Source organism: Serratia sp. FS14 (genome assembly GCF_000695995.1).
In the GTDB taxonomy this organism is placed as follows: Bacteria; Pseudomonadota; Gammaproteobacteria; order Enterobacterales; family Enterobacteriaceae; genus Serratia; species Serratia nematodiphila.
Map to the genome: position 1 here is coordinate 2,785,194 of NZ_CP005927.1, position 25,551 is coordinate 2,810,744.

Annotated in this window: 24 protein-coding genes, 2 tRNA genes and 1 riboswitch; of the genes, 16 read left to right on the forward strand and 10 right to left on the reverse strand. The window is 61.6% G+C overall.

Annotation, left to right across the window (positions count from 1 at the left end; translation table 11 throughout):
• The first annotated feature begins 48 nt into the window (after positions 1-48).
• Complete coding sequence (locus tag L085_RS12650; RefSeq protein WP_044030887.1) at positions 49-1,482, forward strand: MFS transporter; 1,434 nt, start codon at positions 49-51, stop codon at positions 1,480-1,482.
• A gap of 17 nt (positions 1,483-1,499) precedes the next feature.
• Complete coding sequence (locus L085_RS12655) at positions 1,500-2,717, forward strand: acyl-CoA dehydrogenase family protein (RefSeq protein ID WP_044030888.1); 1,218 nt, start codon at positions 1,500-1,502, stop codon at positions 2,715-2,717.
• Positions 2,718-2,725: 8 nt separating this feature from the next.
• Here the strand turns inward: L085_RS12655 and L085_RS12660 are convergent, their stop codons facing one another.
• The gene (locus tag L085_RS12660) at positions 2,726-3,361 is read right to left on the reverse strand and encodes a flavodoxin family protein (RefSeq protein ID WP_033632636.1); all 636 of its coding nucleotides are present in this window, start codon (positions 3,359-3,361) and stop codon (positions 2,726-2,728) included.
• Between the two features lie 115 nt (positions 3,362-3,476).
• Here L085_RS12660 and L085_RS12665 point away from each other — a divergent pair, with 115 nt between their 5' ends.
• From L085_RS12665 to L085_RS12675, 3 genes are all read left to right on the forward strand, one after another.
• Positions 3,477-4,373: a LysR substrate-binding domain-containing protein gene (locus L085_RS12665; protein WP_015378413.1), complete on the forward strand. Its 897-nt coding sequence runs from the start codon at positions 3,477-3,479 to the stop codon at positions 4,371-4,373.
• A 69-nt stretch (positions 4,374-4,442) separates the two neighbouring features.
• The gene (locus tag L085_RS12670) at positions 4,443-5,030 is read left to right on the forward strand and encodes a nitroreductase family protein (RefSeq protein ID WP_044030889.1); all 588 of its coding nucleotides are present in this window, start codon (positions 4,443-4,445) and stop codon (positions 5,028-5,030) included.
• A gap of 130 nt (positions 5,031-5,160) precedes the next feature.
• The gene (locus tag L085_RS12675; protein ID WP_044030890.1) at positions 5,161-5,454 is read left to right on the forward strand and encodes a DUF2623 family protein; all 294 of its coding nucleotides are present in this window, start codon (positions 5,161-5,163) and stop codon (positions 5,452-5,454) included.
• Between the two features lie 13 nt (positions 5,455-5,467).
• Here the strand turns inward: L085_RS12675 and L085_RS12680 are convergent, their stop codons facing one another.
• Entirely contained in the window at positions 5,468-6,037 is a 570-nt protein-coding gene (locus tag L085_RS12680; protein ID WP_015378410.1) for an XRE family transcriptional regulator, read from the reverse strand.
• A 38-nt stretch (positions 6,038-6,075) separates the two neighbouring features.
• Between L085_RS12680 and L085_RS12685 the strand changes: the two genes are divergently transcribed.
• Together L085_RS12685 and L085_RS12690 are read left to right on the forward strand one after the other, a co-directional pair.
• Entirely contained in the window at positions 6,076-6,594 is a 519-nt protein-coding gene (locus L085_RS12685; protein WP_033632640.1) for a GNAT family N-acetyltransferase, read from the forward strand.
• A gap of 17 nt (positions 6,595-6,611) precedes the next feature.
• A complete protein-coding gene (locus L085_RS12690; RefSeq protein ID WP_044030891.1) occupies positions 6,612-7,052 on the forward strand; it encodes a DMT family transporter in 441 nt (146 codons plus the stop codon).
• Positions 7,053-7,109: 57 nt separating this feature from the next.
• Here L085_RS12690 and L085_RS12695 read toward each other — a convergent pair.
• A tRNA-Asn gene (locus L085_RS12695) sits at positions 7,110-7,185 on the reverse strand.
• Between the two features lie 338 nt (positions 7,186-7,523).
• Between L085_RS12695 and nac the strand changes: the two genes are divergently transcribed.
• A complete protein-coding gene (gene nac / locus L085_RS12700; protein WP_044030892.1) occupies positions 7,524-8,447 on the forward strand; it encodes a nitrogen assimilation transcriptional regulator NAC in 924 nt (307 codons plus the stop codon).
• 35 nt (positions 8,448-8,482) lie between these two features.
• Here the strand turns inward: nac and L085_RS12705 are convergent, their stop codons facing one another.
• Both L085_RS12705 and opgB read right to left on the reverse strand, forming a co-directional pair.
• Complete coding sequence (locus L085_RS12705) at positions 8,483-9,946, reverse strand: AMP nucleosidase (protein ID WP_044030893.1); 1,464 nt, start codon at positions 9,944-9,946, stop codon at positions 8,483-8,485.
• A gap of 137 nt (positions 9,947-10,083) precedes the next feature.
• A complete protein-coding gene (gene opgB / locus L085_RS12710; RefSeq protein ID WP_044030894.1) occupies positions 10,084-12,387 on the reverse strand; it encodes a phosphatidylglycerol--membrane-oligosaccharide glycerophosphotransferase in 2,304 nt (767 codons plus the stop codon).
• Positions 12,388-12,673: 286 nt separating this feature from the next.
• On the opposite strand from opgB, the gene L085_RS12715 reads away from it, so the two are divergent.
• The 4 genes from L085_RS12715 to L085_RS12730 all read left to right on the forward strand — a co-directional run bounded on the left by L085_RS12715 (position 12,674) and on the right by L085_RS12730 (position 17,754).
• On the forward strand, positions 12,674-13,414 hold the full coding sequence (locus tag L085_RS12715) for a transporter substrate-binding domain-containing protein (protein ID WP_004935461.1): 741 nt from the start codon (positions 12,674-12,676) through the stop codon (positions 13,412-13,414).
• A gap of 679 nt (positions 13,415-14,093) precedes the next feature.
• Entirely contained in the window at positions 14,094-15,125 is a 1,032-nt protein-coding gene (locus L085_RS12720; protein ID WP_044030895.1) for a methyltransferase, read from the forward strand.
• 181 nt (positions 15,126-15,306) lie between these two features.
• Positions 15,307-16,047 carry an SDR family oxidoreductase gene (locus L085_RS12725; RefSeq protein WP_044030896.1) on the forward strand — a complete coding sequence of 247 codons (741 nt, stop codon included), beginning with the start codon at positions 15,307-15,309 and terminating at the stop codon, positions 16,045-16,047.
• A 45-nt stretch (positions 16,048-16,092) separates the two neighbouring features.
• Entirely contained in the window at positions 16,093-17,754 is a 1,662-nt protein-coding gene (locus L085_RS12730; protein WP_044030897.1) for a thiamine pyrophosphate-binding protein, read from the forward strand.
• 175 nt (positions 17,755-17,929) lie between these two features.
• Here L085_RS12730 and L085_RS12735 read toward each other — a convergent pair whose 3' ends face one another.
• From L085_RS12735 to L085_RS12750, 4 genes are read right to left on the reverse strand one after another with little or no spacing between them, the layout of a single operon-like run.
• Positions 17,930-18,865 carry an ABC transporter substrate-binding protein gene (locus L085_RS12735; RefSeq protein ID WP_044030898.1) on the reverse strand — a complete coding sequence of 312 codons (936 nt, stop codon included), beginning with the start codon at positions 18,863-18,865 and terminating at the stop codon, positions 17,930-17,932.
• Between the two features lie 35 nt (positions 18,866-18,900).
• Positions 18,901-19,668, reverse strand: a complete 768-nt coding sequence (locus L085_RS12740; protein ID WP_015378402.1) for an ABC transporter permease — start codon at positions 19,666-19,668, stop codon at positions 18,901-18,903.
• The gene (locus tag L085_RS12745) at positions 19,665-20,405 is read right to left on the reverse strand and encodes an ABC transporter ATP-binding protein (protein WP_033632644.1); all 741 of its coding nucleotides are present in this window, start codon (positions 20,403-20,405) and stop codon (positions 19,665-19,667) included. Before L085_RS12745 ends, L085_RS12740 begins: the two co-directional genes overlap by 4 nt.
• A complete protein-coding gene (locus L085_RS12750) occupies positions 20,402-21,085 on the reverse strand; it encodes a TenA family protein (protein WP_044030899.1) in 684 nt (227 codons plus the stop codon). Before L085_RS12750 ends, L085_RS12745 begins: the two co-directional genes overlap by 4 nt.
• A 62-nt stretch (positions 21,086-21,147) precedes the next feature.
• A riboswitch (TPP riboswitch) is annotated at positions 21,148-21,250 on the reverse strand.
• Positions 21,251-21,400: 150 nt separating this feature from the next.
• Here L085_RS12750 and L085_RS12755 point away from each other — a divergent pair.
• From L085_RS12755 to gap, 4 genes are all read left to right on the forward strand, one after another.
• Entirely contained in the window at positions 21,401-22,423 is a 1,023-nt protein-coding gene (locus tag L085_RS12755; protein ID WP_015378399.1) for an LLM class flavin-dependent oxidoreductase, read from the forward strand.
• 13 nt (positions 22,424-22,436) lie between these two features.
• A complete protein-coding gene (locus tag L085_RS12760; protein ID WP_044030900.1) occupies positions 22,437-23,171 on the forward strand; it encodes an SDR family NAD(P)-dependent oxidoreductase in 735 nt (244 codons plus the stop codon).
• 126 nt (positions 23,172-23,297) lie between these two features.
• Positions 23,298-24,272 carry a helix-turn-helix domain-containing protein gene (locus tag L085_RS12765; RefSeq protein WP_044032029.1) on the forward strand — a complete coding sequence of 325 codons (975 nt, stop codon included), beginning with the start codon at positions 23,298-23,300 and terminating at the stop codon, positions 24,270-24,272.
• 78 nt (positions 24,273-24,350) lie between these two features.
• Entirely contained in the window at positions 24,351-25,361 is a 1,011-nt protein-coding gene (gene gap / locus L085_RS12770) for a type I glyceraldehyde-3-phosphate dehydrogenase (protein WP_033632647.1), read from the forward strand.
• A gap of 54 nt (positions 25,362-25,415) precedes the next feature.
• Here the strand turns inward: gap and L085_RS12775 are convergent.
• A tRNA-Asn gene (locus L085_RS12775) sits at positions 25,416-25,491 on the reverse strand.
• Positions 25,492-25,551: the final 60 nt, after the last annotated feature.

Below are 25,551 nucleotides of genomic sequence, written 5' to 3' on the forward strand. Positions count from 1 at the left end.
TTTCACCCTATAAACGAGGTGTCACCAGCCAATTACAACGAGGAAACTATGAGTACCTTAAATATCGATACCGCGCCGCCGTTATCTGCGCCCATCGGCTCCGCCAGCGATGTGGCGCGTTTGATTAACCAACGCAGCGAGAAAAATACCCATGCGCGCATGATCGTGCTGTTGGCGCTGGGCGGTGTTTTTCTCGATGCCTATGATCTGACCACGCTGTCTTACGGCATCGATGACGTGGTGCGTGAATTCAGCCTCAGCCCGCTGCTGACCGGGGTGGTAACTTCTTCGATCATGGTCGGGACCATTCTTGGCAACCTGGTCGGCGGCTGGTTGACCGACAAGTACGGCCGCTATCAGGTGTTTATGGCCGATATGCTGTTTTTTGTGGTTTCCGCCATCGCCGCCGGGCTGGCGCCCAACGTCTGGGTGCTGATCGGCGCGCGCTTTTTGATGGGTATCGGCGTCGGCATCGATTTGCCGGTGGCGATGGCCTATCTGGCCGAATTCTCCAAATTCTCCGGCAAGGCCAACAAGGCGTCGCGCCTGGCAGCCTGGTGCCCGATGTGGTACGCCGCTTCGTCGATGTGTTTTCTGATCATCTTTGCGCTCTATTTTCTGTTGCCGGCCGAACATGCGAACTGGCTGTGGCGCGCCTCGTTGATTTTCGGCGCGGTGCCGGCGCTGCTGATCATCATGGTGCGCAGCAAGTTTATGAACGAGTCGCCGCTGTGGGCCGCTAACCAGGGCGATTTGAAAGAGGCGGCGCGCATCCTGCGCGAGTCATACGGCATCGCCGCCCATGAGGCGGAACCTGACGCCGCCCAACCGGCGGCGGCGCCGAAGGTCAGCTTCCGCGTGCTGTTCCGCAAGCCGTACCGCGAGCGCACTCTGGTCTCCTGCGTGATGAACGTTTGCATTTCCTTTGAATACACCGCCATCGCCTTCTTTCTGCCGTCGATTCTGGCGCAGTTTCTCGGCGCCGGGGTGTTTGAAACCCTCTCCGCCTCGCTCGGGCTGAACGTGCTGTTCGCCTTTACCGGTGGCCTGCTCGGCATGCGTCTGGCATGGAAGTATCCGTCGCGCCACGTGGCGATCGCCGGATTTGCGCTGCAGTTTATCGCGCTGATTGCCCTGGCGTTGATCGGGCATCCGCAGGCGGCGTTCGGCGTTGGGCTGGCGATCCTGATGTTGGGCCTATGGCTGTTCGCCGAAGGCTTCGGCCCCGGCGCGCAGATGATGATTTACCCGGCGCTCTCTTACCCGACGGCGATCCGCGCCACCGGCGTCGGTTTCGGCCGTTCGCTGTCCGGTATCGGCAGCGCGCTGGCGCTGTTTATTCTGCCGATTTTGCAGGCGCGCTTCGGCACCGACATGTTTTGGATTGTTTCACTGGCGGCGGCGATCCCCATCGTCTTCCTGCTGATCATTCGCTTCGAACCGACGGCGCGCGATATCGACGATCTGGCCGATCGCGCTTAACCACAGAGGACACTGACATGACGCAACACCTGTTATCCACCGGAGCAGACTACGCACAGCTGGCCGCGCGTTTTCGGCCGATCTTCGCCGAAATCGCCGCTGGGGCGGTGGAGCGCGAGCTGTCGCGCACGCTGCCGCATGAACCGATCCGTTGGCTGAAAGAGGCGGGCTTCGGCAGGGTGCGCATCCCGCGTGAAAAGGGCGGCGACGGCGCTTCGTTGCCGCAGCTGTTCGAACTGCTGGCCGAACTGGCGGAGGCGGACTCTAACCTGCCGCAGGCGCTGCGGGCGCATTTCGCCTTCGTGGAAGATCGGCTGAACGCGCCGGACGGCCCGGAGCGCGATCGCTGGTTCGAACGCTTTCTCGACGGCGAGCTGGTCGGCAGCGGTTGGACCGAGATCGGCGGCGTGAAGCTGGGGCAGGTCAATACCCGGGTAACGCCGCAGGCCGACGGCTGGTCGCTCAACGGCGAGAAATTTTACAGCACCGGCAGTTTGTTTGCCGATTGGATCGACGTGTATGCCGAGCGCAGCGACAGCGGCGGCCCGGTGATCGCTTTGGTGAACGTCGCCCAGCCGGGCGTAGAGCGCGACGACGACTGGGACGGATTTGGCCAGCGCACTACCGGCAGCGGCACCACGCGTTTTATTGATGCGCAGGTCGAGCAGGCGCACGTCTATGACTTTGCCGAGCGCTTCCGCTACCAAACTGCGTTCTATCAGCATGTTTTGCTGGCGACGCTGGCGGGGATCGGCCGCGCGGTGCTGCGAGACGTCGGCGAGGGCGTGAGGCAACGTAAAAGGATCTATAGCCACGGCAACGCCGGTTGGGTGAAGGACGACGTGCAGATCCAGCAGGTGGTGGGGCAAATCAGCGCCTGGGCCTATGCGGTCGAGGCGACGGTGCTAAAAGCGACTTCCTCGCTGCAGCAGGCTTACGAGGCGCATCGATCCGGCGATGAAACGCTGCTGCAGGCGCTTAACGTGACGGCGGAGCTGGACGCGGCCAGGGCGCAGGTCATCGCCGGGGAGTGGGTGCAGCGCGCCGCCGGTGAATTGTTCAATGCGCTCGGCGCTTCAGATACCCGTACCGGCAAGGCGTTGGATCGCCACTGGCGCAATGCGCGCACGCTCTCTTCACATAATCCGGTGATCTACAAGGCGCGCAATATCGGTGACTGGGAAATTAACCGCCATACGCCGACCTTTATCTGGCAAATCGGCAGTGGCGGTTGAGGCCGTGGCTATTCCGTCCAAACCTGCGTGCTGCGCGGGCTGTCCATCTGATAATCCGAGTAGGGGCGGGTGAAGAACTCGCGCCCCAACTCGCGGGCGGCCCGCAGCGGGTTGCGCGGATCGCGGGCGATCTCGCCGCGCTGGTTGCCGGCACCGTGCACCAGCCCGACGAAGGCGGAATGGGTGTAGCGGCTGAACTCCTGGATCTGATGCACGATGCCCAGCGCCGCGCCGGGATAAGTTTCTTCCGACGCCACCGCCAGCCCGATGCGTTTGCCGCTCATGCGTTGGTGCACCTGTTCCGCCTGAGGGTAGGCGTTGGAATAGAAGCTGAACGAGCGATCGAAAAAGGCCTTGGTTTGCGCCGACATGCCGTACCAGTAAATCGGCGTGCAAAATACCGCGCCGTCTGCCGGCAGGAAGTGCTCCAGGAACAGCTCGGCGTAGCGATCGGCCGGCGGCGGCGTATGGCGTTCATCGCTGAGAAAACCGCTCAGGTAATCGTCGAGAAAATGCAGGCTGGCGGAAGTGCCGGCTTCGGCGGCGCCCGCCATGATCGCCTGCGCCAGCGTGGCGCTGTTGCCGTCGCGGCGCGGGCTGCCGACCAGCACCACCAGGCGCTTGGATTGATGAGCTGTATTCATGTCATGTTCCTTGGTGTGAAGTGAACTCAGCCTTAATCTAGAAGCGAACGTCTGCAGGCGACAAATGACGGTTTTTCTGCCAGGATGAACTCAACTCATCCCAAGAGGCTTCGCCATGTTCGCTACGCTGCCCGTCAACGCGTTACGCACCTTTGAATCCGCCGCTCGCCTGCGCAGCTTCAAGCTGGCGGCGGCCGAGCTGGCGGTGACGCCGACGGCGATTTCGCACCAGATCAAGGCGCTGGAACAGCAGCTGGGTTTTGCGCTGTTCGAGCGGGTGCCGCGCGGCGTGCGGCTGACGGCGAAGGGCGAGACGCTGTTTGCCGGCGTGCACGGCGCGCTGCTGGACGTCGCCGCCACGCTTGAGGGCCTGCGGCCGCAGCCCAGCAGCGGCTCGCTATGCGTCTCGGTGACGCACTCGTTCGCGGCGCTGTGGCTGGTGCCGCGCCTGGGGCGTTTCTACCAGGCGCATCCGCACTATCTGGTGCGCCTGGAGGCCTGCGCCGAGGTGATCGACCTGCAGCAGGACGCCAGCGTGGATGTGGCGGTGCGCTACAGCCGCGCGCACTATCCCGCGCTGCATCAGGCGGCGCGGCTGGAGGAAAGCTTTGGCGTCTACGCCGCGCCGGGGCTGGCCGCCGCTCCGCCGGAAAATCCGGTGCTGATCACCGTCAAGTGGGGGGATTCGGCGCTGTACGACAGCGGCTGGCATGACTGGTGCCGGGCCGCCGGCGTGGACTGGTGGCAGCGCCATGCGGCGATGCGCAGCTATCACGAGGAGCATTACGCCCTGCAGGCGGCGGTGGCCGGGCAGGGATGGGTGCTCGCCAGCTCGGTGATGGTGTCCGAGATGGTGGACAACGGTCTGCTGGTGGCGTACCGGCCGGAGGTGCGCGTACCGGGCGCCGCATACAGCGTGCTGTGCGCCCCGGGGCGCGAGCGGCATCCGCCGGTCAGGGCGTTTCTGGCCTGGTTGCAGCAGGAATTGCCGCAGGACAATGGCACGAAATAAAAGTTTTACCGTCCTAAGCTGTGGGAATATCAGCGAACTTTTGTTTTTACTTCACTGCGAGAACCTATCATGAGCCAGCCAAGAATCTCCGATTACCCGATTGACGCGCAATTTATCGAGCGCTGGTCGCCGCGCGCGATGACCAACGACGCCATCGACGATCAAACGCTGCTGAGCTTCTTTGAAGCGGCGCGCTGGTCGCCTTCGGCCTACAACATTCAGCCGTGGCGCTTTGCCTACAGCAAGCACGGCTCCGACAGCTGGGAGAACTACCTGGAGTTCCTGATCGACTTCAACCGCGGCTGGGCGCAACACGCCTCGGCGCTGGTGGTGATCGTCTCCAAAACCACCAGCCTGAACGGCGAGCGCCTGGTGGACAACCCGACCCACGCGTTCGACACCGGCGCGGCCTGGGCCAACCTGGCGCATCAGGCGCACCTGAAAGGCTGGCTGACCCACTGCATGAGCGGCATTCACCACGATAAGATCAAAGCGGCGTTGCAACTGCCGGACGACTATGCGGTGCACGCTATGGTGGCGATCGGCAAGCCGGGCGACAAAGCCCGCCTGCCGGATTTCCTGCAGGATAAAGAAGCGCCGTCGGGCCGTCTGCCGCTCGGCAGGACCGTCAGCGAAGGGCTGAATTTCACGCTGTGATTGCCCGCTTTCTCGCAGGCCCGCTTGGCGGGCCTTTTTTATGCGGCGAGTAAAACTTAGGGAGTATGTTCTCGTTCGCTCATTCGCTGTATATTTTGTTATATAGCGATTGTGCGGTGAGGAGGAACCCGTGGGAGATCATTTTGGCAAAGGGTTGTTGGCGGGGTTAAAGGTGGAGAAACTGAAGCCGGAGGCGGAGCTGTCGCGCTTTTGCTCCGACTACAAGCGCGGTTTCGTGCTCGGTTATGCGCACCATTTGGCGCAGCGCTGCGGCGACGAGAACCGGGCGGCGTTCGAGGCTGGGCAGCTCAGCCGCGCCTATGGCCTCGGCCGCGAGCCGATGAGCGAGTTCTTCTCCGGCGGCGACAGCCGGTTGGCGGAGAAGTTTTTCCACGCCGGCTATAACCAGCCGACGCCGGGGTAGCGCCGGTGAGCCGTCAGGCGGCGCTCAGCACCGCCACCATATACACGCATGCCTCATCGCTTTGGTTTTCAAAGCGGCAGTCCGCCGGTGGGCCGAGCTCCAGGCAGTCGCCTTCGGCCATTTCATGGCGCGCGTCGCCCTCAAGAAAGACCAGTTCGCCGGATAAAACCCAGATCAGCTGACGCTTGAAGGCATACACCGAAGCCGGCATCGGGATCGCTGCGCCGGCCGGCAGTTCGATGCGCACCAGATCGAGCGGCAGATCGGTGCGCGGCGACACGTGGCGCCGCACGTAGCCGCTCTCCGGATCGACCCAGACCGGTTGATCTTCCCGGCGCAGCAGCCGGCCTTCCTGCGTTTCCGCGCGGGCGATCAGTTTGGACATGCTGAGACCGAACGCCCCCGCCAGTCTGCCCAACAGCATCGCCGTCGGGCTGCTCTCGCCGCGTTCGATCTTATGCACCATCGCCCGCGATACGCCCGCCCGTTCGGCCAAATCGGACAGCGACCAGTGGCGCGCCTCGCGTTCAATGCGAATGCGCGCGCCGATCAGCTGATTTAGATTGTCTAATTTAATATTCATATCGTAGTATTATAGTGGACAATTGGCCGGGGTAAACCATGATTATACGAAATGCGACGCTCAACGATAGCGCGGCGATTGCCGCTATCTATAACGACGCGGTGTTGAACAGCACCGCAATCTGGAATGAACAAACCGTGGATGCGGCCAACCGCGCGGCGTGGATCGGCGAGCGGCAGGCGGCGGGCTACCCGGTGCTGGTGGCGGTGAACGCCGCGGACGAGGCGATCGGCTACGCGTCGTTCGGCGACTGGCGCGCCTGGGATGGTTATCGCCATACCGTGGAACATTCGGTGTATGTCCATCAGGCGCATCGTGGCGCAGGGATTGGCAAGGCGTTGCTGCTGGCGCTGATCGCACGGGCGCGGGAAATCGGCAAGCACGTGATGGTGGCCGGCATCGAATCCGGCAATCAGGCCTCGATTAAGCTGCATCTGGCGCTGGGGTTTCGCGACGTGGGGCGCATGGAACAAGTGGGCGCCAAATTCGGCCAATGGCTGGATCTGACCTTCCTGCAGCTGAGGCTCGACGAGCGGGCGACGCCGCCCGCGCGCTGATCCCGGGAGACAGGGCGATGAATATGCTGTTACTGCTGATCGCGGCGGGAATGGGGCTGGTGGTGCAGAATCTGCTGATGGTGCGCATTACCGAAAGCGTTTCGACCATCCTCATTACGCTGGTGATCAACTCCAGCGTCGGTTTGTTGTTGCTGGTGGGGTTGCTGCTGGCCAAAAACGGCCTCGGCGCGGTGGCGGAAGTGACCGGCGCCGCCAGGTGGTGGATGCTGTTGCCGGGGCTGTTGGGATCGCTGTTCGTGTTCGCCGGCATTCTGGGTTACCAGAAGCTGGGGGCGGCGGCCACCATTTCGATCCTGGTCGCCAGCCAGCTGTGCATGGGGCTGTTGGCGGACGTCTACCGCGCCGGCCCGGCGGCGCTGCGCGAGAATCTGCCGGCGCTGTTCGGCGCCTTATTGCTGGTAGCGGGCGCCTATCTGGTGGCGAAACGCAGCTTTTGACGGCGGCTGAAAAGCAAAAAGCCCGCTCGGGTTTCCCTGAGCGGGCTTCTCTAAATATGGCTCCTCTGACTGGACTCGAACCAGTGACATACGGATTAACAGTCCGCCGTTCTACCGACTGAACTACAGAGGAATCGTGTGAACGGGGCGAATAATAGCGGGGTGGTTGCGGCTTGTAAAGCGTGAAAGCGCCCGGTGTGTTCGTTTGCTGCAAGATTGCCCAACCTGCTGCTTTTTCTCGCTTTTGTCGCTTATCCCGCGCGCAGCGCCGCCGAATGGCCCGTTGTGTGGCGCATTTGCCTGCCGATGGTGCAACGGTTGCCCTGCGCGGTGGCGCGCGCCGCCTGGCGAACGGCCATTTACCGCCTTGTACCCCGCTTCCACGGCCGTTTACCGACTCTGGCCTGGATCTTGCTGTGATTGCATGACCGGATTTCGGCATTCTCAATTTAGCGGCTCGCTGGAGGCACTATGAATTTCAGACGTCTGAAGTACTTCGTGAAAATCGTCGATATCGGCAGCCTGACCCAGGCGGCGGAGGTGTTGCATATCGCCCAACCGGCGCTCAGCCAGCAGCTGGCGACGCTGGAAGGGGAGCTGAAGCAGCAGCTGCTGATCCGCACCAAGCGCGGGGTGCAGCCGACCGAGGCCGGCAACATTCTGTATGCCCACGCGCAAACCATTCTGCGCCAGTGCGAACAGGCGCAGAGCGCGGTCAACAGCGTCGGGCAGGCGATGAGCGGCCAGGTGTCTCTCGGGCTGGCGTCGGGCAGCACTGCGGCGCAGCTGGCGCTGCCGCTGTTGCAGACCCTGCGCGATCAGCAGCCGGGCATCCTGCTCAGCCTGCATGAAAACGGCGGCGCGGCGTTGGCCGGGCAGGTGGCTAACCAGACGCTGGACATGGCGATGGTCTACGGCGCCAAAATGCCCGCCGGGCTGCACGCCATCGCATTGATGCGGGAAGATCTTTATCTGGTGGCGACGCGCGCGGTGCCGCATCCCGGCAACAGCGTCGAGCTGCTGGACGTGGCGCGACTGAACCTGTTCCTGCCGCGCGAGGGCGATGCGGTGCGCAACCAGTTGGAGGAGGCGATGGCGCTGCGCAAGCTGGCTGCCAACGTGGTGGGGGAGATCGAATCCTCGGGCGCGCTGAGCGCCGCGATCGCCAGCGGGTTGGGGGCGACCGTGCTGCCGGAATCGGTGGCGCGCGCGATGATCGGCCCGGCCAAGGCCTGGATGGCGCGCATCAATGCGCCGACGATGTCGGTGCCGCTGTCATTGTGCATGTCCAGCCAACAGGGGCTGTCTGCCCCGGCGCTGCTGGTGAAAGACCTGTTGCTGTCGATCGCCGGCGGCCGCAGCCAGGAGAAGCGCGCGCTGGCGCTGGTGCGTTGAGGAAAAAACGGCCCGCCGCAGCGGGCCTGGCACCGTTAGCGGAACGGCGGTTCGTTGAAGGTGCGCAGCTTGCGCGAGTGCAGGCGATCGCCCTCGGCGCGCAACAAATCGATGGCGCAGATGCCGATCTGCAGGTGCTCGGAGATCGCCCCTTCGTAGAAGCGGTTGGCCTGGCCCGGCAGTTTGATCTCGCCGTGCAGCGGTTTGTCGGAGACGCACAGCAGCGTGCCGTACGGCACCCGGAAGCGATAACCCTGAGCGGCGATGGTGGCGCTCTCCATGTCGACCGCCACCGCGCGGCTGAGATTGAAGCGGCGCGCCGAAGCGGAGTAGCGCAGCTCCCAGTTGCGATCGTCGGTGGTGACGACGGTGCCGGTGCGCAAACGCTGTTTGACCTCTTCACCGGGCATGCCGCTGACCATCTTGGTGGCGTCATACAGGGCGCGCTGCACCTCGGCGATGCTCGGGATCGGGATATCCGGCGGCAGCACCGCGTCCAGCACGTGATCGTCGCGCAGATAGGCGTGGGCCAGCACATAGTCGCCGATCGCCTGGCTTTCGCGCAGGCCGCCGCAGTGGCCGATCATCAGCCAGGCGCTCGGGCGCAGCACCGCCAGGTGATCGCAGATGGTCTTGGCGTTGGATGGGCCGACGCCGATGTTGATCAGCGTGATGCCCTGGCCGGTGCGCGAGATCAGATGATAGGCCGGCATCTGGTGGTTTTTCCACGCCAGATCGGACACCGCCTGCTCCGGGGCGCTGGTTTCCGGCGTGATGTAGGTGCCGCCGGCGCTGGAGAGCGCGATGTACGGGCTGGCCGGATCGGCGATCTGGGCGCAGGCCCAGCGCACGAACTCGTCCACATAGCGGGTGTAGTTGGTGAACAGCACAAACGGTTGAAAATGTTCCACCGGCGTGCCGGTGTAGTGCCGCAGGCGCGCCAGCGAGAAATCCGCGCGCAGCGCATCGAAATGCGACAGCGGGAAATGATTGTCGGTGGCGTGGTACAGGCCGTCGGCGGTTTCGTCACCGATCTGCGCCAGCTCGGTGGTGGGGAAATGCTGCGCGATGCCGGCGCTCATTGAGCGATCAAGCGCCAGGCTGGAACCGTCGATGACATAAGGGAACGGGATCTCCTGCTGCGACGGCGCCACTTCGATATGGGCGGCGTAATCGTGTTCCAGCATCGACAGCTGTTCGGCCAGATAGTGGCGGAACAGCTGCGGCCGGGTCACGGTGGTGCTGTAGCTGCCGGGATGGGTAAAGCGACCGAAGGCGCGGGTTTTGCTCGGGCCGGATTGCTGCCCGTCCCAGCTGACGCGCAGTTCGGGATACACGAACAGCCCGGCGGCGCGCGCTTGTGCATCCGGCAGCGTGCCGTGGCTGATAAAGTCACTGACCGCCTGCCGCAGCGCGTCTACCGCGGCGTCATACAGGGCTTCCAGTTGATCGAGTGCCTGATCGGCGCTGAGGCCGCTGCGAGGTGGGGCATAGCTCATACTTTCTCCTTGGATGTCCCGGCTCTGTGGCGGGGTTGCGGCGTTTTACCGTCACAGGTTAGCCGAAGAAGGGCGTAAAAGCTTGGTCGAAATGACGGGCGCGGCAAAGAAAATACCGCGCCCGTGAAGGCGGGGGATCAGGAGGCGGGAGCGGCCGCTTCGACCTTCAGCGACACCAGGCCGATGCCCAGCTTCTTCGGCGTGAAGCCGCCGCTGGCGCTCTCTTTCGGCTCGGTCGGCGCCGGCGGAGTAATGCTGATCTTCTGCGCGCCGCGCGGGTTGTCGAAGCGCAGGGTGACGGTGCTGTCCTGTTCACCGAGCGACACGAAGCGCTCTTCGTCGCCGACGCGCACCGAAATCGGTTCGCCGACGTTGTTGCCGTAGGCGCGGGCGCGCAGCACCAGATCGAAGCGCTTCGGCAGCGGATCGACGTAATCGATGTCGACCGCCGGCGCCAGATTGGCGTCGGACCAGCGGCCCCATTCCTCGACGGCGGAGACGCCGGTGATGGCTTTCACCTGTTCCGGCATGCCGGGCAGCATGAACTCGATGGCGTCCGCCCGGTATTTCACCGCCGCGTCGTCCACCTGCAGGCGGGCGACGGCGTTTTGATAATCGGCGACGCTGTCCGCCGCCGGGCCGGAGAAGTTCACCTTGCCGTTGAAGCGTTCACCGCTGGCCTGCGCGATCTGCGGCGGCGAGGCCAGGGTGCCCGAGGCCACGCAGATGTCGGTGCTCAGCGCCAGCTGCGGCGCCCAGACCCGGCCGATCTCGTAGCATTTATCGACCCAGACGAATTTCTCCCCCGCCCCAAGCCCGGCCAGCTGCTTGCGCAGTGGGGTGGAGAGGTAGACGTTGAACATCGGTTCGATGCGGTTGTCACCCACCCGCAGGATGAACGGCACCTTGTAGGTGACGCCGGAGAAGCTGAAGCTGCGTTGGCGCGTATCCACGCTGTAGTCGCTGATGCGGTTCGGCAGGCCCCACTGATTGATCACCGCCGGTTTCCAGCCGTTGATCTTCTCTTCGATGTTCAGGAACACCGTGGACAGCGACGGCGCCGACAGGCTGCTGCGGCCAAGGCCGATGTAGTTGTCGCCGCCCATCACGTCCAGCACCGTGGCGCCGTTGTCCAGCGTGCTGCGCTTCTCGTTACGCTGTTCCGCCAGCGGCCGGGTGCCGTCGATGATGAAGAACAGGTTGCGGCGCTTCTGTTTGGTCAGGATGTCGTAGGCGGTGTTGTTCATCGCCAGATGATCGGAGGAGACCACGATCACGGTATTGCTGAAATAGGGCGAGCGTTTGATCTTGTCGATCAGCGCGGCGATGTGTTGCTGGCTGCAGGCTACCGCGCTCAGCGAGCGGTTTTCCTTGTTCTGCCAGGCGTAGCTTTTCTTGCTGCAGCCGGCGGAGATAAAGCCGTCCGGGTGATGGGTATCGACGGTCAGGGTGAACAGCGAGAACGGCTGGCGCTGTTTGGACAGCTCGACGAACTTGCCGTACACCACGTCCAGCACGCTGTCGTCGTACCAGCCCCAGTCATTTTTGTAGCTCGGATCGGCGACCTGATCGCGCAGCTCTTTGAAGCCGTAAACGTGGTCGAAGCCGTGGGATTTCAGGAAGGTGTCTTTACCGGCGAACGCCAGCTCGGCGCCCTGATAGAAATAGTTGCTGTAGCCGGCGGCCTTCAGCACGTCGCCCAGGCAGACGTTCTCCGGGTAGAAGGTGGAGACCGCGCTGGAGGCGTTGCCGTCGAAGGGCGCGAACAGCGGAATGCCGCACTGCGAGGCGACCATGCCGGCGATGGTGTAACCGGTGCCCGGCAATTGCTGGGTATTGCTGAAATCGATGCTGTCCGTGCGCAGGGCGTTCAGCTCGTCGGCCAGGCCGGGAAACAGCTCGGTATCGAAGTAGGTGCGCTCCAGACTCTCGGCATAGATGTACACCAGGTTCGGCCGTTTGCCCTGCACGGTCTTTTTCGGCGCCTTGTAGTAGGTGGTGAAATCGGCGGTATCGCCGACGATCTGGCTCTTGACCAGCAGCGAGATGTCCTGAAACGCCGGGGTGGTGCCGACCGAAAACAGCGCCAGCAGCACGGCGACGACGCTGTAGGCCACGCTGCTGCCTTTGGCCTTGCGGCGCAGCAGGCTGCGGGCCAGCACGGCGAAAATCACCCCCAGCGCCGCCAGCAGGCCGATAAACGGCAGCACGTATTTGCTGATGCCCGCGCCTTTGAGGCTGCTGGTGACGGTGTAGATCACCGCATCGGTGATGCCGTCGCCGGTGAAGTAGTTGCTGGCGATCAGGATGACGTTCAGCACCAGATAGCTGCCGAGCAGCGTCAGCAAAATGGCGAACCACCAGCGGTTGGCGGCGGCCCGGGTGCGATAAATCAAAATCGACGCCAAAAAGAGAACAAACGAAACGACTGCTAAAACCATCCGCCAAACCTTGTCTGATTGAAATAAAAACGTTGCTGCCCTGGTTTGCGCCGCCGAGCGTGCCGCGGCGCGAAAAGTGAAGGGTATAGCCTATTGCCGGCGGCGGAACAACGCGCGATCTCCCGCTACGGCCGACGAGCGGCGGCTATTGTACATTTTTATGACAATAGTGTGACGTTAATCACGCCGACGGCGGCCGCGGCGGCGAAAGCTTGCTGGTCGGAGGTTTCGCTCTACGCTTAATGAGCGCCGCGACGGTGCGCCTATCAGCCATTCAGGAGGAAGTATGCAGACAATCCCCGCAGCGGTACTCGACGATCTGGCCCCGCAAGGCGTGTTGCGCGCGGCGATCAACTACGGCAATCCGGTGCTGGCGCAGGCCGGGGCTGATGGCAAACCGCAAGGCGCTTCGGTGGAGCTGGCCGCCGCGCTGGCTCGCGAACTGGGCGTGGCGCTGGAGCTGGTGACCTATGACGCGGCCGGCAAGGTGTTCGCCGATCTGGACAGCGGCGCCTGGAACCTGGCGTTTATGGCTATCGAGCCGGTGCGCGCGGCGCAAATCGCCTTCAGCGAACCCTACGTGATCATTGAGGGGACTTATCTGGTGGCGAACGACGCGCCTTACTCTGAGGTGGCGCAGCTCGACCGGCCGGAGGTGCGCATCGCGGTCGGGCAGGGGGCGGCGTACGATCTATTTTTATCGCGCACGCTGCAGCAGGCGCAATTGGTGCGGGCGGCAACCTCCGCCGAGGCGATCGCGCTGTTTTTCGAACGGGGGCTGGAGGCGGCGGCCGGCGTGCGTCAACCGCTGTTGGCCGCCGCGGCCGCCCATCCCGGCTACCGAGTGCTGGACGGACATTTTACCGCCATCCGTCAGGCGATGGCGGTGCCGCGGCAAAACACGCAGGGCGCCGCCTACGTGAACGCGTTTATCGAACGCTGCAAGGCCAATGGGCTGGTGAAGGCGGCCCTGCAGCGCAGCGGCCAGGGCGAGGTGACGGTGGCGCCGCCGGCCGCCTCGGCGTGATCAGGTGACGTAAGCTGCAGCAGCGGCTTGTGTTCGTGAGCGATTGAATGATGGTTCGCTCAAAACGCAGTCGCGATGCAAACCGTAATCGCCGCGCGGCGGAGTATTTTTACCGACCGAAAGCGAAACTGAGGGGGCCAGCCGTAGCGGCTGTCAGAGGCAAGGCCCCACTAATGACATCAATACAAATAATATGCCAGCCTGAATGCTCTTCGCGCTTATAGTATTTTGGTGTTTTATTTAATTATGCTTATCAATTGGTTGTGTTGAGAAAAATAAATATCCTTGACTTTCTATTTAAAGCGACCAGAATTTGATCTGAAACTAAAAACTTCTTTATTGGTGTGGTTATTTTAAATTGAATTATTTAAAATGTAATGAATGGGTTTTTATTTTATTGATGATTTCAAGAGGTGCGATGATCTAAAATTGAAATGCTAACTGTATAGCTAAAGGAATAATTTTTTTACCATGCCTGTCTCGTTTTTCAGACGGGGAGGATGGCTGTTTTATCCAGTGGTTATTGTTAATTAAGGTAATGTGCTGCCGTGGCATGCTTTATCTATCGGCCACGCTGCAGGTGTGTTTAATTTATTTTTTTCAAATGGTAATTAATTCAGTTTTTTAATGGCTTCGTTCTGGATTTTTTAGTGGATAAATGACAAGAGGAAATGATTTTATGGAAAATAATCGTAATGGTATTTCCGAGCGTGATGCGGCGGCAGTCCACCTTCTGGAGCAATCAATGGGGATGACCTACCAGGCCGCGTTGCGGGCCGCGACGGTTTTAGGTATCGCGGATTATCTCAAGGCGGGCGCCAGATCGGCAAATGAACTCGGTCGAGAAGTTAATGTCGATGGGCAGAAGCTGTACCGCATCATGCGTATGCTCGCATCGAGACAAATCTTTGAAGAAGTGGAAGGGGGGCGTTTTTCACTGACGCCGGCTGCAGAGTTTCTTTGTTCGGATGCCCCTCAATCGCTGCGTTCAGCGGTGCTTATGCTGACTGATGAAACATTTTGGTCACCGCTGGGTAATCTTGTTGACAGCCTACGCTGTGATTCTGCCTTTAAAAATGCATACGGCATGTCTTTCTATGAATATTGGTCAAATGATAAAAATAAAAGAGAAGGGTATGATTTTCATACCGGTATGTCCTCGATGTCTTCGGTGGAAAACCTATTCTTGATAAATGGTTATAATTTCCCTGAACATACAACGGTGGTGGATATTGCCGGGGGGATGGGCGGGCTTTTACTGAACGTTTTACGCCATAATCCCACGCTGCACGGCATTCTTTTTGATCGGCCCGAAGTTTTGACGCGAAACCGTCTGTGGGAGTTGGGCGATGATTCACGCTGGCAAACTCAGGCAGGCAGTTTCTTTGAGTCTTGCCCTACGGCCGATTTTTATTTGTTGAAATACATCACCATGGACTGGCCTGATGAGCAGGCGATGACGATATTACGCTCTTGTCGTAATGCCATGCGCGAAAATTCAAAACTGCTGATTATGGAACCCGTGATCCCGAAAGGTAATGCCTGGCATGGGGGGAATGAAATTGATTTATTGTTGCTGGCAAGTTTTGACGGCGGGCAAACCCGCTCTGAAGAAAAGTTGCGCGCCTTGCTGGCTGGCGCCGATTTAAAACTGAATCGTATCATCAATACTGGCTGTTATGTCTCTATCGTCGAAGCTGTCATCGATTAATTGTATCTGGAGTTGACAGTTTTATTGCTATAAACATTTTTTGCTCTGACTCTGTTTAATAATCACGCTGACTTCCCGCCTGTCATTAATCTGGCGCGTATTGCCGTGCCGGTTATTGAGACGGTGTGGAAGTCAACAAATGATGGATAAATTCATTCTCGCTTGGCGATGAGGAGGAAAAATGGGGAACGTTTCTGGCAAGGTGGTTGTTATTACGGGAGCCAGCAGTGGGTTGGGGGCTGCCACCGCCCGCCATCTGGCTTCTCTTGGTGCGACGGTGGTGTTGGCGGCGCGCCGTAAGGAACGTCTCGATCTGTTGGCCAGTGAATGCATTGCCGCAGGGGGCAAAGCCTTGGCGCTACAGGTCGATGTTACACAACGCGATGAGGTGAGCGCCCTGATGTCTACCGCTGTCATGCAATTTGGCCGTATTGACGTCTTGATTAACAATGCCGGGCTGATGGCTATCGCACCGATGAATATGACGAAAGTTGATGAATGGGAGCGGATGATCGACATCAATATTAAAGGGGTGTTGTACGGCATTGCCGCAGCGCTACCGATTTTCGAAAAACAAAATGAGGGGCATTTCATTAATATCGCTTCGGTTGCCGGGATAAAAGTTTTCAGCCCCGGCGGCACCGTTTATAGCGGGACGAAATTTGCCGTACGTGCGATTTCGGAGGGGCTGCGTCATGAAGCCGGTGCGCATATTCGAACCACAACTCTTTGTCCGGGCGCGGTGGATTCAGAATTGAAGTTCGGCAGCTCGGACGCAGAGAGCGCCCATTTTATACAGGCGTTTTATCAGCAGGCTATCCCGGCTGATTCCGTGGCAAGGGCCATTGCCTATGCAATTGAGCAACCTGCCGATGTGGACATCAATGAAATCGTTCTGCGCCCAACACAAGAAGTCTTTTGACTGTGGTCTCGTTCAGCGCTTTTCACTTTTAAGCAGGTTCTTGCCATGGCTGAAAATTATACCGTAGCTGATTACCTTCTCGATCGCTTGGCCCAGATCGGCATCCGCCATGTATTTGGAGTACCGGGTGATTACAATTTGCAGTTTCTCGATCATGTGAGCGCTCATCGACAGATCTCTTGGGTAGGCTGCGCCAACGAGTTGAATGCGGCTTATGCTGCCGATGGTTACGCGCGCTGCAAGCCGGCGGCTGCATTGCTGACAACCTTCGGCGTGGGTGAGCTCAGCGCTGTCAACGGCATTGCCGGCAGCTATGCCGAATATGTGCCGGTGATCCATGTGGTCGGTGCGCCGGCTCTGCGCGTTCAGCAAGCTGGCTGCTTGCTTCATCATTCGCTGGGGGATGGCGACTTCGGGCATTTTGTCCGCATGGCGAAGGAAGTGACCGTGGCGCAGGCCTGTCTCACTGCCGACAATGCCGAAGCTGAAATCGATCGTTTGTTGACGACGGCGTTGTTTGAACGCCGCCCGGTGCACCTGGTGCTTCCCTGTGACGTAGCGGAAACACCGTTAGCCTCACGGCCATTGTCGCTGGTATTGCGTCAGGCAGAGTTGTCGGAAGCCTCATTACAGGGGTTTATTGCGGCGGCGGGCGACAAACTGCAAGCAGCGCGCCGGGTTTCGGTATTGGCGGGGGGCATGACTGAACGCTTCAACGCCGCGGAAACGTTGAGGCTGTGGATGGATGAGGTTAAGGTGCCGCATGCTGTCCTATTGTCAGGCAAAGGTGTGGCGGATGAAACCCACATCGAGTTCATCGGCACCTATGCCGGCGAGGCTAGCCCTCCGCAGGTCAAACAGTGGGTAGAAGAGGCGGACATCGTGATCAACGTCGGCGTGCTGTTCACTGATATCGTCACGGCGGGGTTTAGTCACTCCCTTCCCGTGGAGAAATGCATCAGTATTCACCCGTTTGAAGCGCGCGTCGGGCAACAAGTTTTCAGCCAGGTTCCCATGCCTGTCGCCGTTAGCGCACTACGCCAACTGAGTTTACCGCTGGCGAAACAGTGGCAATCACCCAGAATGAACCGCCCGATGCCGCTGAGTTTTGAACAGGAGCGTCTCGATCAGAATGTCTTGTGGCGGCAAATTCAGGGCTTCTTGCGGCCTGGAGATATTGTCTTCGCAGATCAAGGAACGGCCTGTTTTGGCGCCGCGACGTTGAGATTGCCTCAGGGGTGCAAATTTATTGTCCAATCTCTGTGGGCATCGGTGGGTTATACGTTGGCGGCCGCTTTGGGCGTGCAAACCGCTGAGCCTGGGCGTCGAGTGGTGGTGCTGATCGGCGACGGTTCCGCCCAGTTTACCGCGCAAGAGTTGGGGGCGATGGTGCGTGACGGTTTGAACCCCATCATCTTCTTATTGAATAACGAGGGGTACACCGTTGAGCGGGCAATCCATAGGCCAGAGCAGCGTTACCATGATATTGCCCAGTGGAATTGGACGCTTTTGCTGCAGGCATTCGCGGGCGAACATTCGGTGCAGGTGATGCGTGTTACCGAAGCGGCGCAGTTGCAACAGGCCATGAGCGCAGTGGCAGACAGCCCGCAATTAGCCTTTATCGAGGTGGTGTTGCCAAAAATGGATGTCCCTGAATTTTTGAACGCCGTTTCACGCGCTATTCGGGTGAACAACAGTAGGTCATGAACCCTGTTATCGAAATTCGAATAAAGCAAAACGCATCCGACTCTTCCTCTCAGAGCAAGAGAGAATAAGCGTCATGCCTTGCTGATGCGTGACTCGTTGCATTTGCCACAACGCCCGGTGAGGCTCATCGGGCGTTGTGGGGCAACCTATACCGGAATGCGCCGCCTCGGCGTGATCAGTTCAGCTCCACCGCGTACTGGTCTACCGGGGTGATTTTCTTGATCAGCTTATTGTCGAACAGGAACTGTTCGTAAGCCTGGTAGCGGGCCCGATCCAACTTGGCCGGATCGCGGGCGAACAGCGGCAGGCTGGCTTGCCACGCCTGTTTGTTCAGCTCGGTATTCAGCTCCGGGTGCGCCTTGGCGAACGCCAGCCAGGTGTCCTGCGGGTGCGCGTGCAGGTAGTCGCTGCCTTGCTTCAGCGCGGCGAGGAATTTGCGAATTTTCGGCTCGTTCACCGCATCGCGGTTGGCGACGATGATCAACTCGTCGTAGGCCGGCACGCCGTAGTCTTCGACGTTGAACACCACAGGCTTTTTGCCCTGCAGCTTCAGCTCCAGCGCTTCGATGTTGCGGTAGCCGCCGATCACCGCATCGACCTGGCCCGCCAGCAGGGCGCTGGTCAGCTGGAAGTTGACGTTGATGAGCTTGATATCCTGCGGTTTGAGATGCTCGTGTTCGACCATGGTGGCCAGCGTCGCCTGTTCGATGCCGCTGACCGAGTAACCCACCGTTTTGCCTTTGAGATCCGCCGGCGAGGTGATGTTTTTATCCAGCGCGATCACCGTATTCAGCGGCGTGTTGATCAGCGTGCCGACGCGCATCAATGGCAGGCCCTGATCGGCGAAGAAGTGCAGCTGCGGTTGATAGGTGATGGCGAGGTCGGCCTGTTTGGCGGCCACCAGCCGCGGCGGCAGCGCCGGATCGGACGGCGGCACGATCTTGACGTCCAACCCTGCGGCCTTGAAGGCGCCGATCTGCTCGGCCACCATAATCGGCGCGTGATCGGGGTTGATGTACCAGTCGAGCACCAGCGTCAGCTTGTCGGCCGCGCCGGCCTGGCCGGTGATGGCGGCGCCGAGCAGCAGCCCGCAGACGGTTTGTTTGATCATGGTCGTTCCTTTATCCCTGGTTATGGTTGCAATCATCAGTCGTTTTCCGGCGCCCAGGCGATCAGGCGCCGCAGCAGCGCATCCACCGCGGCCCACAGCAGCACGGTCATCAGCACCAAAATAAACAGTGCGGCGAAGCAGACGTCGGTCTGCATGCGCGCATTGGCGTTCAGCATCACATAGCCCAGCCCTTCGGCCGAGCCGACCCATTCGCCGATGATGGCGCCGATGGGCGCGACGGCGGCGGCCATGCGCAGGCCGGAGCCGAAGGCCGGCAGCGCCGCCATTAGCCGCACGTGCCGCAGCTGCGCCCAGCGCGAAGCGCGCATCGTGCGTGCCAGATCGAGGTAGTCGTTGTTGACCCGGCGCAGCCCGTCGAAAAAGGCCGACACCACCGGGAAGAAGATCACCAGCACCGCCATCGCCACCTTGGCGCTCATGCCGAAGCCGAACCACAGCACCAGCAGCGGGGCCAGGGCGAACACCGGTATTGCCTGGCTGGTGAGCACCAGCGGCATCAGCCAGCGCTGCAGGCGCGGCGAGAAAATCATGCACAGCGCCAGCGCCGCGCCGAGCAACACGCCGAGCACCAGCCCGCTGACGATCTCCGAAGCGGTGACCAGCGTGTGCCAGGCGAGATAGCCGCGCCCGTCCCACAGCGCCTGCGCCACTGCGCCCGGCGTGGGCAGCAGAAAGGCCGGAATGCCGCTTTGCGCTGCCAGCCACCACAGCAGCAGCAGGCCGACAAACACCGTCAGCCCGCGCCGCAGGCGGGTGAGTCCACGCTCTTGGGCACTATTCATTGTGCAGCCCTCACCAGCTGCTGCAGCAGCTCGGCCTGGCTTTTCAGCAGGTCGGCGTCATCCGGCGCGCGCGGCGGTAGCCCGCTGATGCGGTGAGTATCGTCGAGGCCCAGCGGCCAGGGCGACAGCACCAGCAGCCGGTGGCTCAGGCGGCAGGCTTCCATCGGATCGTGGGTGATCAACAGCACGGTATTTTGCGCCAGCAGCTCGGCGGCCAGGCTCTGGATCTCGGCGCGGGTAATGGCGTCCAGCGCGGAAAAGGGTTCGTCCATCAGCACGATCGGCTGGCGTTCGTAGAGCGTGCGGGCGATGGCGGCGCGCTGGCGCATGCCGCCGGACAGCGAGGCGGGCAGGCTGCGGCCATGCGCGGCCAGGCCCACGCGCTCCAGCAGGTGCGCCGCCCAAGCCCGATCCGGCGTTTCGCCGCGCAGCCGCGAACCGAGGGCGACGTTCTCTTCGATGGTCAGCCACGGGTAAAGCAGATCTTTTTGCCCCATGTAGGCGATGCGCCCGGCGATCGGCAGGCCGTCGCTGCCGGTCACCGAACCAGAGCTGGCCTGCGCCAGGCCGGCGATGATCTTCAGCAGGCTGGTTTTGCCGGCGCCGCTGGCGCCGAGCAGGGCGACGAAGCTGCCGCCGGCGATGTCGAAGCTCAGCCGGTCGAAGACGATGTGCTGACCGAAACGCAGGCTGAGATCCCGCACCTGGATACCGGGCGGGAGAAGCGGAGAGGTCATGAGGCGTTCAGCCCCATCTGCCAAAATGCCGACTCCAGTTGGGTGGCGGTGGTGAAAATCTGCGCCAGCTCGGTGAAGCGATCCTGTGCGCCGCGCTGCCGACCAACGGCTTCCAGCAGTTCGATGGCGGCGCGTACGCCGGCCAGATAGCCCTCGTCGCCGTAGTTGCGGATCCAGGAGGCGTAAGGATTGCCCTCCATCTGGGTGGCGGGATCGTGCAGCAGCCGCAGGCCGATTTCGGCATAGCCGGCCACGCAGGGCAGCAGACCGGCCAACAGATCGAGGGCGTCGCCGGCATGGCCGATATCCAGCACGTAGCGGGTGTAGTTCATGGTCTCCGCCGCTTCCGGCTGGGCGGCGATCTGCGCTTCGCTTAGCCCCCATTCGGCGCAGTAGGCCACGTGCAGCGGCAGCTCGGCGACGATGCCGTTGAGCGAGGCGGTGGCGGCGCGCATCTCCGGCAGGGTGCGCAGCTTGCTGACCAGCAGCGCGTAGGCGCGGGCGAAGTGCAGCAGGAACAGATAGTCCTGGGTCAGGTAACGGCGAAAAGCGCGTTCAGGCAAGGTGCCGACGGCCAGCTGCTGCAGAAACGGGTGATCGACGTAGTCCTGCCAGTGGCTGCCGGCTTGTTGCCGTAGCCGGCCGTAAAGACCGCTTTCGAACAGAGTGGTGATGGACATGGGACCTCCTTGAGTCAGTGGAGATCCGGGCACGCTGAGGTATGAACAGGCAACGGGTTATCGCGTTGTTGCCTAACCGTCCCTTCGCTGGCATGACCCAGATCAGGTTCAAAGGGTTCGGCTTGCGCCATCTCAGCCCGTAACAGGACACCCCTCGGAGCTGCCTGTTATACGACATTTGTTTTTTGATTACAATCGCCGGTCGGCGCGGCGGCAATCGGTTCGTTTAGTGCGATCGGGGGCGATTTTGCTGGCGCAAGGCGCGCGGTTTTTGTCACTGTAGGCCGATGATTTTGCCTTTGAGGACGATGCCCGATGAAAAAGATTGGTTTTCTCTCGTTTGGCCACTGGACGCCTTCCGCCCAGTCCGGCACCCGTTCCGCAGCGGATGCGCTGCTGCAGTCCATCGATCTGGCGGTTGCCGCCGAAGATCTGGGCGCGGATGGCGCCTATTTTCGCGTGCACCACTTCGCGCGCCAGCTGGGATCGCCGTTCCCGCTGTTGGCCGCCATCGGCGCCAAAACCCAACGTATCGAGATCGGCACTGGCGTGATCGACATGCGCTATGAAAATCCGCTGTACATGGTGGAGGACGCCGGCGCGGCGGATCTGATCGCCGGCGGGCGGCTGCAGCTCGGCATCAGCCGCGGCTCGCCGGAGCAGGTGATCGACGGCTGGCGCTATTTCGGTTACGCCCCGGCCGAGGGCGAAACCGACGCTGACATGGCCCGCCGCCATACCGAAGTCTTTCTGGAAGCGCTGCGCGGCGAAGGGTTCGCTGAACCCAATCCGCAGCCGATGTTCCCCAATCCGCCCGGGCTGTTGCGGCCGGAGCCGTTTTCCGCCGGGCTGCGCGATCGCATCTGGTGGGGCGCCGGTTCGAACGCCACCGCCGTCTGGGCGGCGAAGCTGGGCATGAACCTGCAAAGCTCGACGCTCAAGAATGACGAGACCGGCGAACCCTTCCATATCCAGCAGGCCAAGCAGATCCGCGCCTATCGCGCCGCCTGGCAAGAGGCCGGCCATGCGCGCGAGCCGCGGGTTTCCGTGAGCCGCAGCATCTTTGCGCTGGTGGATCAGCGGGATCGCAATTACTTCGGTGGCAGCGGCAAAGAGGGCGATCAGCTGGGATATATCGACGCGCAGACCCGGGCGATCTTCGGCCGCAGCTATGCCGCCGAGCCGGACGCGCTGATCGAGCAGCTGGCGCAGGACGAGGCCATCGCCGAAGCGGATACGCTGCTGCTGACCGTGCCTAACCAGCTGGGCGTGGATTATAACGCCCACGTTATCGAATCGATTTTAACCCATGTCGCGCCGGCGCTCGGCTGGCGCTAAACGGAGGAGTGGCATGTCACGCATTTTCATTACCGGTTCGGTCGACGGGCTGGGCCGCGCCGCCGCGCAAACGCTGTTGGAGGAAGGGCATCAGGTGATCCTGCATGCGCGCGCCCCCGGCCGTCTGGAGGCGGTGCGCGATCTGCTGGATAAAGGCGCGCAGGCGGTGATTGGCGATCTGTCCGAGGTGCAGCAGATCCGGCAGGTTGCCGAGCAGGTGAATCGCATCGGCCGCCCGAATGCGGTGATCCACAACGCCGGCATGTTCACCGGGCCGCAGGTGATGCCGGTGAACGTGATGGCCCCCTATCTGCTGACGGCCCTGATCGAACGCCCCGATCGCATCGTCTACCTGAGCAGCAGCATGCACTTTGACGGCGTGGCGGAACTGAACGGCGTGGACTGGCTTGGCGGCGCAGCCGGCTCCTATTCGGACAGCAAGCTGTTCGTCACCGCGCTGGCCGCCGCCGTGGCGCGCCTGTGGCCCGGCGTCATCAGCAGCGCGGTCGATCCCGGCTGGGTGCCGACCAAAATGGGCGGCGCGGATGCGCCCGACGATCTGGCGCTGGGACACGTGACGCAGGCGTGGCTGGTGAGCAGCGATGAGCCGCAGGCACTGATTTCCGGCGGCTATTGGCACCACCAGCAGCGGTTTGAACCTCACGCGGCGGTGCACGATGAGGCGTTTCAAACGGCGCTGCTGGCGCAATTGGCGCGCGCCGGCGGGGTGAACCTGCCGCAGGCTTGATGGCCGTTCCTTCCTGGCCCGTCGGTGATTATCGGCGGGCTTTTTTATACCCGCAGGGTGAACCGACGGGGCTTTTCTTATACAGTGGTCGCCTGGCCTGTTTTGATTGTTATTTATATTATTGCCATGCACTCATTCCTGATTATCGTCCCTGAAGGGGGCATGCTGTTCGAAGCGGCGGGCATCGCCGATATCCTGATGCAGGCCAATCGCCTGAGCCCTGCCGAGACGCCGCTGTATCAGATCGCGGTCGCCACCACGCAACCTCACCGGGTGGTGCACGGCCTGTCCGGGCTGAGCCTGTTGGCCGATCATCGCCTGGCGGATCTCGATCCGGCCCTGCCGCGCGATACCGTGATCGTCGCCGGCAAGGGGGCGACCGAAGAAGAGGGTGCTCTGGTCGCCGATTGGCTGCGACGCGCGGCGCCGCAGGCGCGCCGTATCGCTTCCGTTTGCGGTGGCGCACTGCTGCTGGCCGAAGCCGGGTTGCTGGACGGGCGGCGGGCGACCACCCACTGGCGGCTGGCGGAAACGCTGCAGGCGCGCTTCCCGCGGGTGCAGGTCGAAAACGGCCCAATTTACGTGCAGGACGGGCCGATCTGGACCTCCGGCGGCGTCAGCTCCGGCTTCGATCTGACGCTGGCGCTGGTGGAGGACGACTACGGCTTCGTGCAGGCGCGCGAAGTGGCACAGGACCTGGTGATGTTTCTGCGCCGCCCCGGCGGGCAGGCGCAGTTCAGCCGCTATCCGCTCAACCAGGCCAAATCGCCGGGGCCGATCCGTGACCTGCAATCCTGGATCCTGGAAAACCTCGCCGACGATCTCAGCGTCGATCGGTTGGCCGAGCGCGTGGCGATGAGCCCGCGCAACTTTACCCGGGTGTTCACCCGCGAGACGGGCATTTCTCCCGCCAAATTCGTTGAAGAGGGGCGGTTGCATACCGCCAGGCAGCGCCTCGAACAGAGCGCGGAAGGTATTGAGCAGATTGCCCTGGCCACCGGCTTCGGCAACGGCCTTAACCTGCGGCGGGTGTTTGAGCGCAAACTGCAGCTGACCCCGAGCGAATACCGCGAACGCTTTCATGCGCGCAATTTGGCGTAAATTGATTGGTAAACGTCATTTACGCCGCTTCTGGTCGGCGCTAGATTTTAGGCAAAGTCCACAAATGAGGAGTGCATCATGGTGAGAGTAGGCATTAACGGCTTCGGCAGGATCGGGCGCAACGTGCTGCGCGCGGCGCTGGGGCGCAGCGATTTTGAAGTGGTGGCGATCAACGATCTGACCGACAGCAAGACGCTGGCGCACCTGCTGAAATACGACACGCTTTCCGGCACGCTGGCGGCCAGGGTGGAAGCTGGCGACAACCAGCTGCTGCTGGACGGTCGGCCGATTCAGGTGTTTTCGCAGCGCGATCCCGCCGAAATCCCCTGGAGCAGCGTGGGCGTGGACGTGGTGATCGAAGCGACGGGCTTCTTTACCGATAAAGCCAAGGCGGAAGTGCACATCACGCACGGCGGCGCCAAGCGGGTGATTATCTCAGCGCCGGCCAAGAATGACGACATCACGCTGGTGATGGGGGTTAACGATCACCTCTACGATCCGGCGCTGCATAAGGTGGTCAGCAACGGCAGCTGCACCACCAACGGGCTGGCGCCCGCCGCGCAGGTATTGCATCAGGCGTTCGGCATCGAATACGGCTTGATGAATACCACGCATGCCTATACCAACAGCCAGGCGCTGCACGATCAGCCGGAAAAAGATCTGCGCGGCGCGCGGGCAGCGGCGGAATCGATCGTGCCTTATTCCAGCGGCGCGGCCAAGGCGCTCGGCAAGGTGATCCCCGAACTGGACGGCCGCCTGACCGGTTATTCGCTGCGGGTGCCGGTGCCGGTGGTTTCCATCGTCGATCTGACGGTGACGCTGAAACGCCCGGCGACGGTGGAGGAGATCAACGCCGCTTTCCGCGCGGCGGCGGCGTCCGGCCCGCTGAAAGGGATCCTGGGGTACAGCGATGAACCGCTGGTGTCGAGCGACTATCGGGGCGATGCGCGTTCGTCGATCATCGACGGCCTGTCCACGCTGGTGATCGGTGGCAACCTGGTGAAAGTGCTCGCCTGGTATGACAACGAGTGGGGCTTCTCCAACCGCTTGGTCGATCTGGCGCTGCTGATGGAACAACGCGGGCTCTAAACGCCCAACAGCAAAAAGCCCGCTTAAGTTTCCTTAAGCGGGCTTCTCTAAATATGGCTCCTCTGACTGGACTCGAACCAGTGACATACGGATTAACAGTCCGCCGTTCTACCGACTGAACTACAGAGGAATCGTGTGAACGGGGCGCATCATATCCAGCGGCTCCGGGTGTGTCAACGCTAAATTGCCC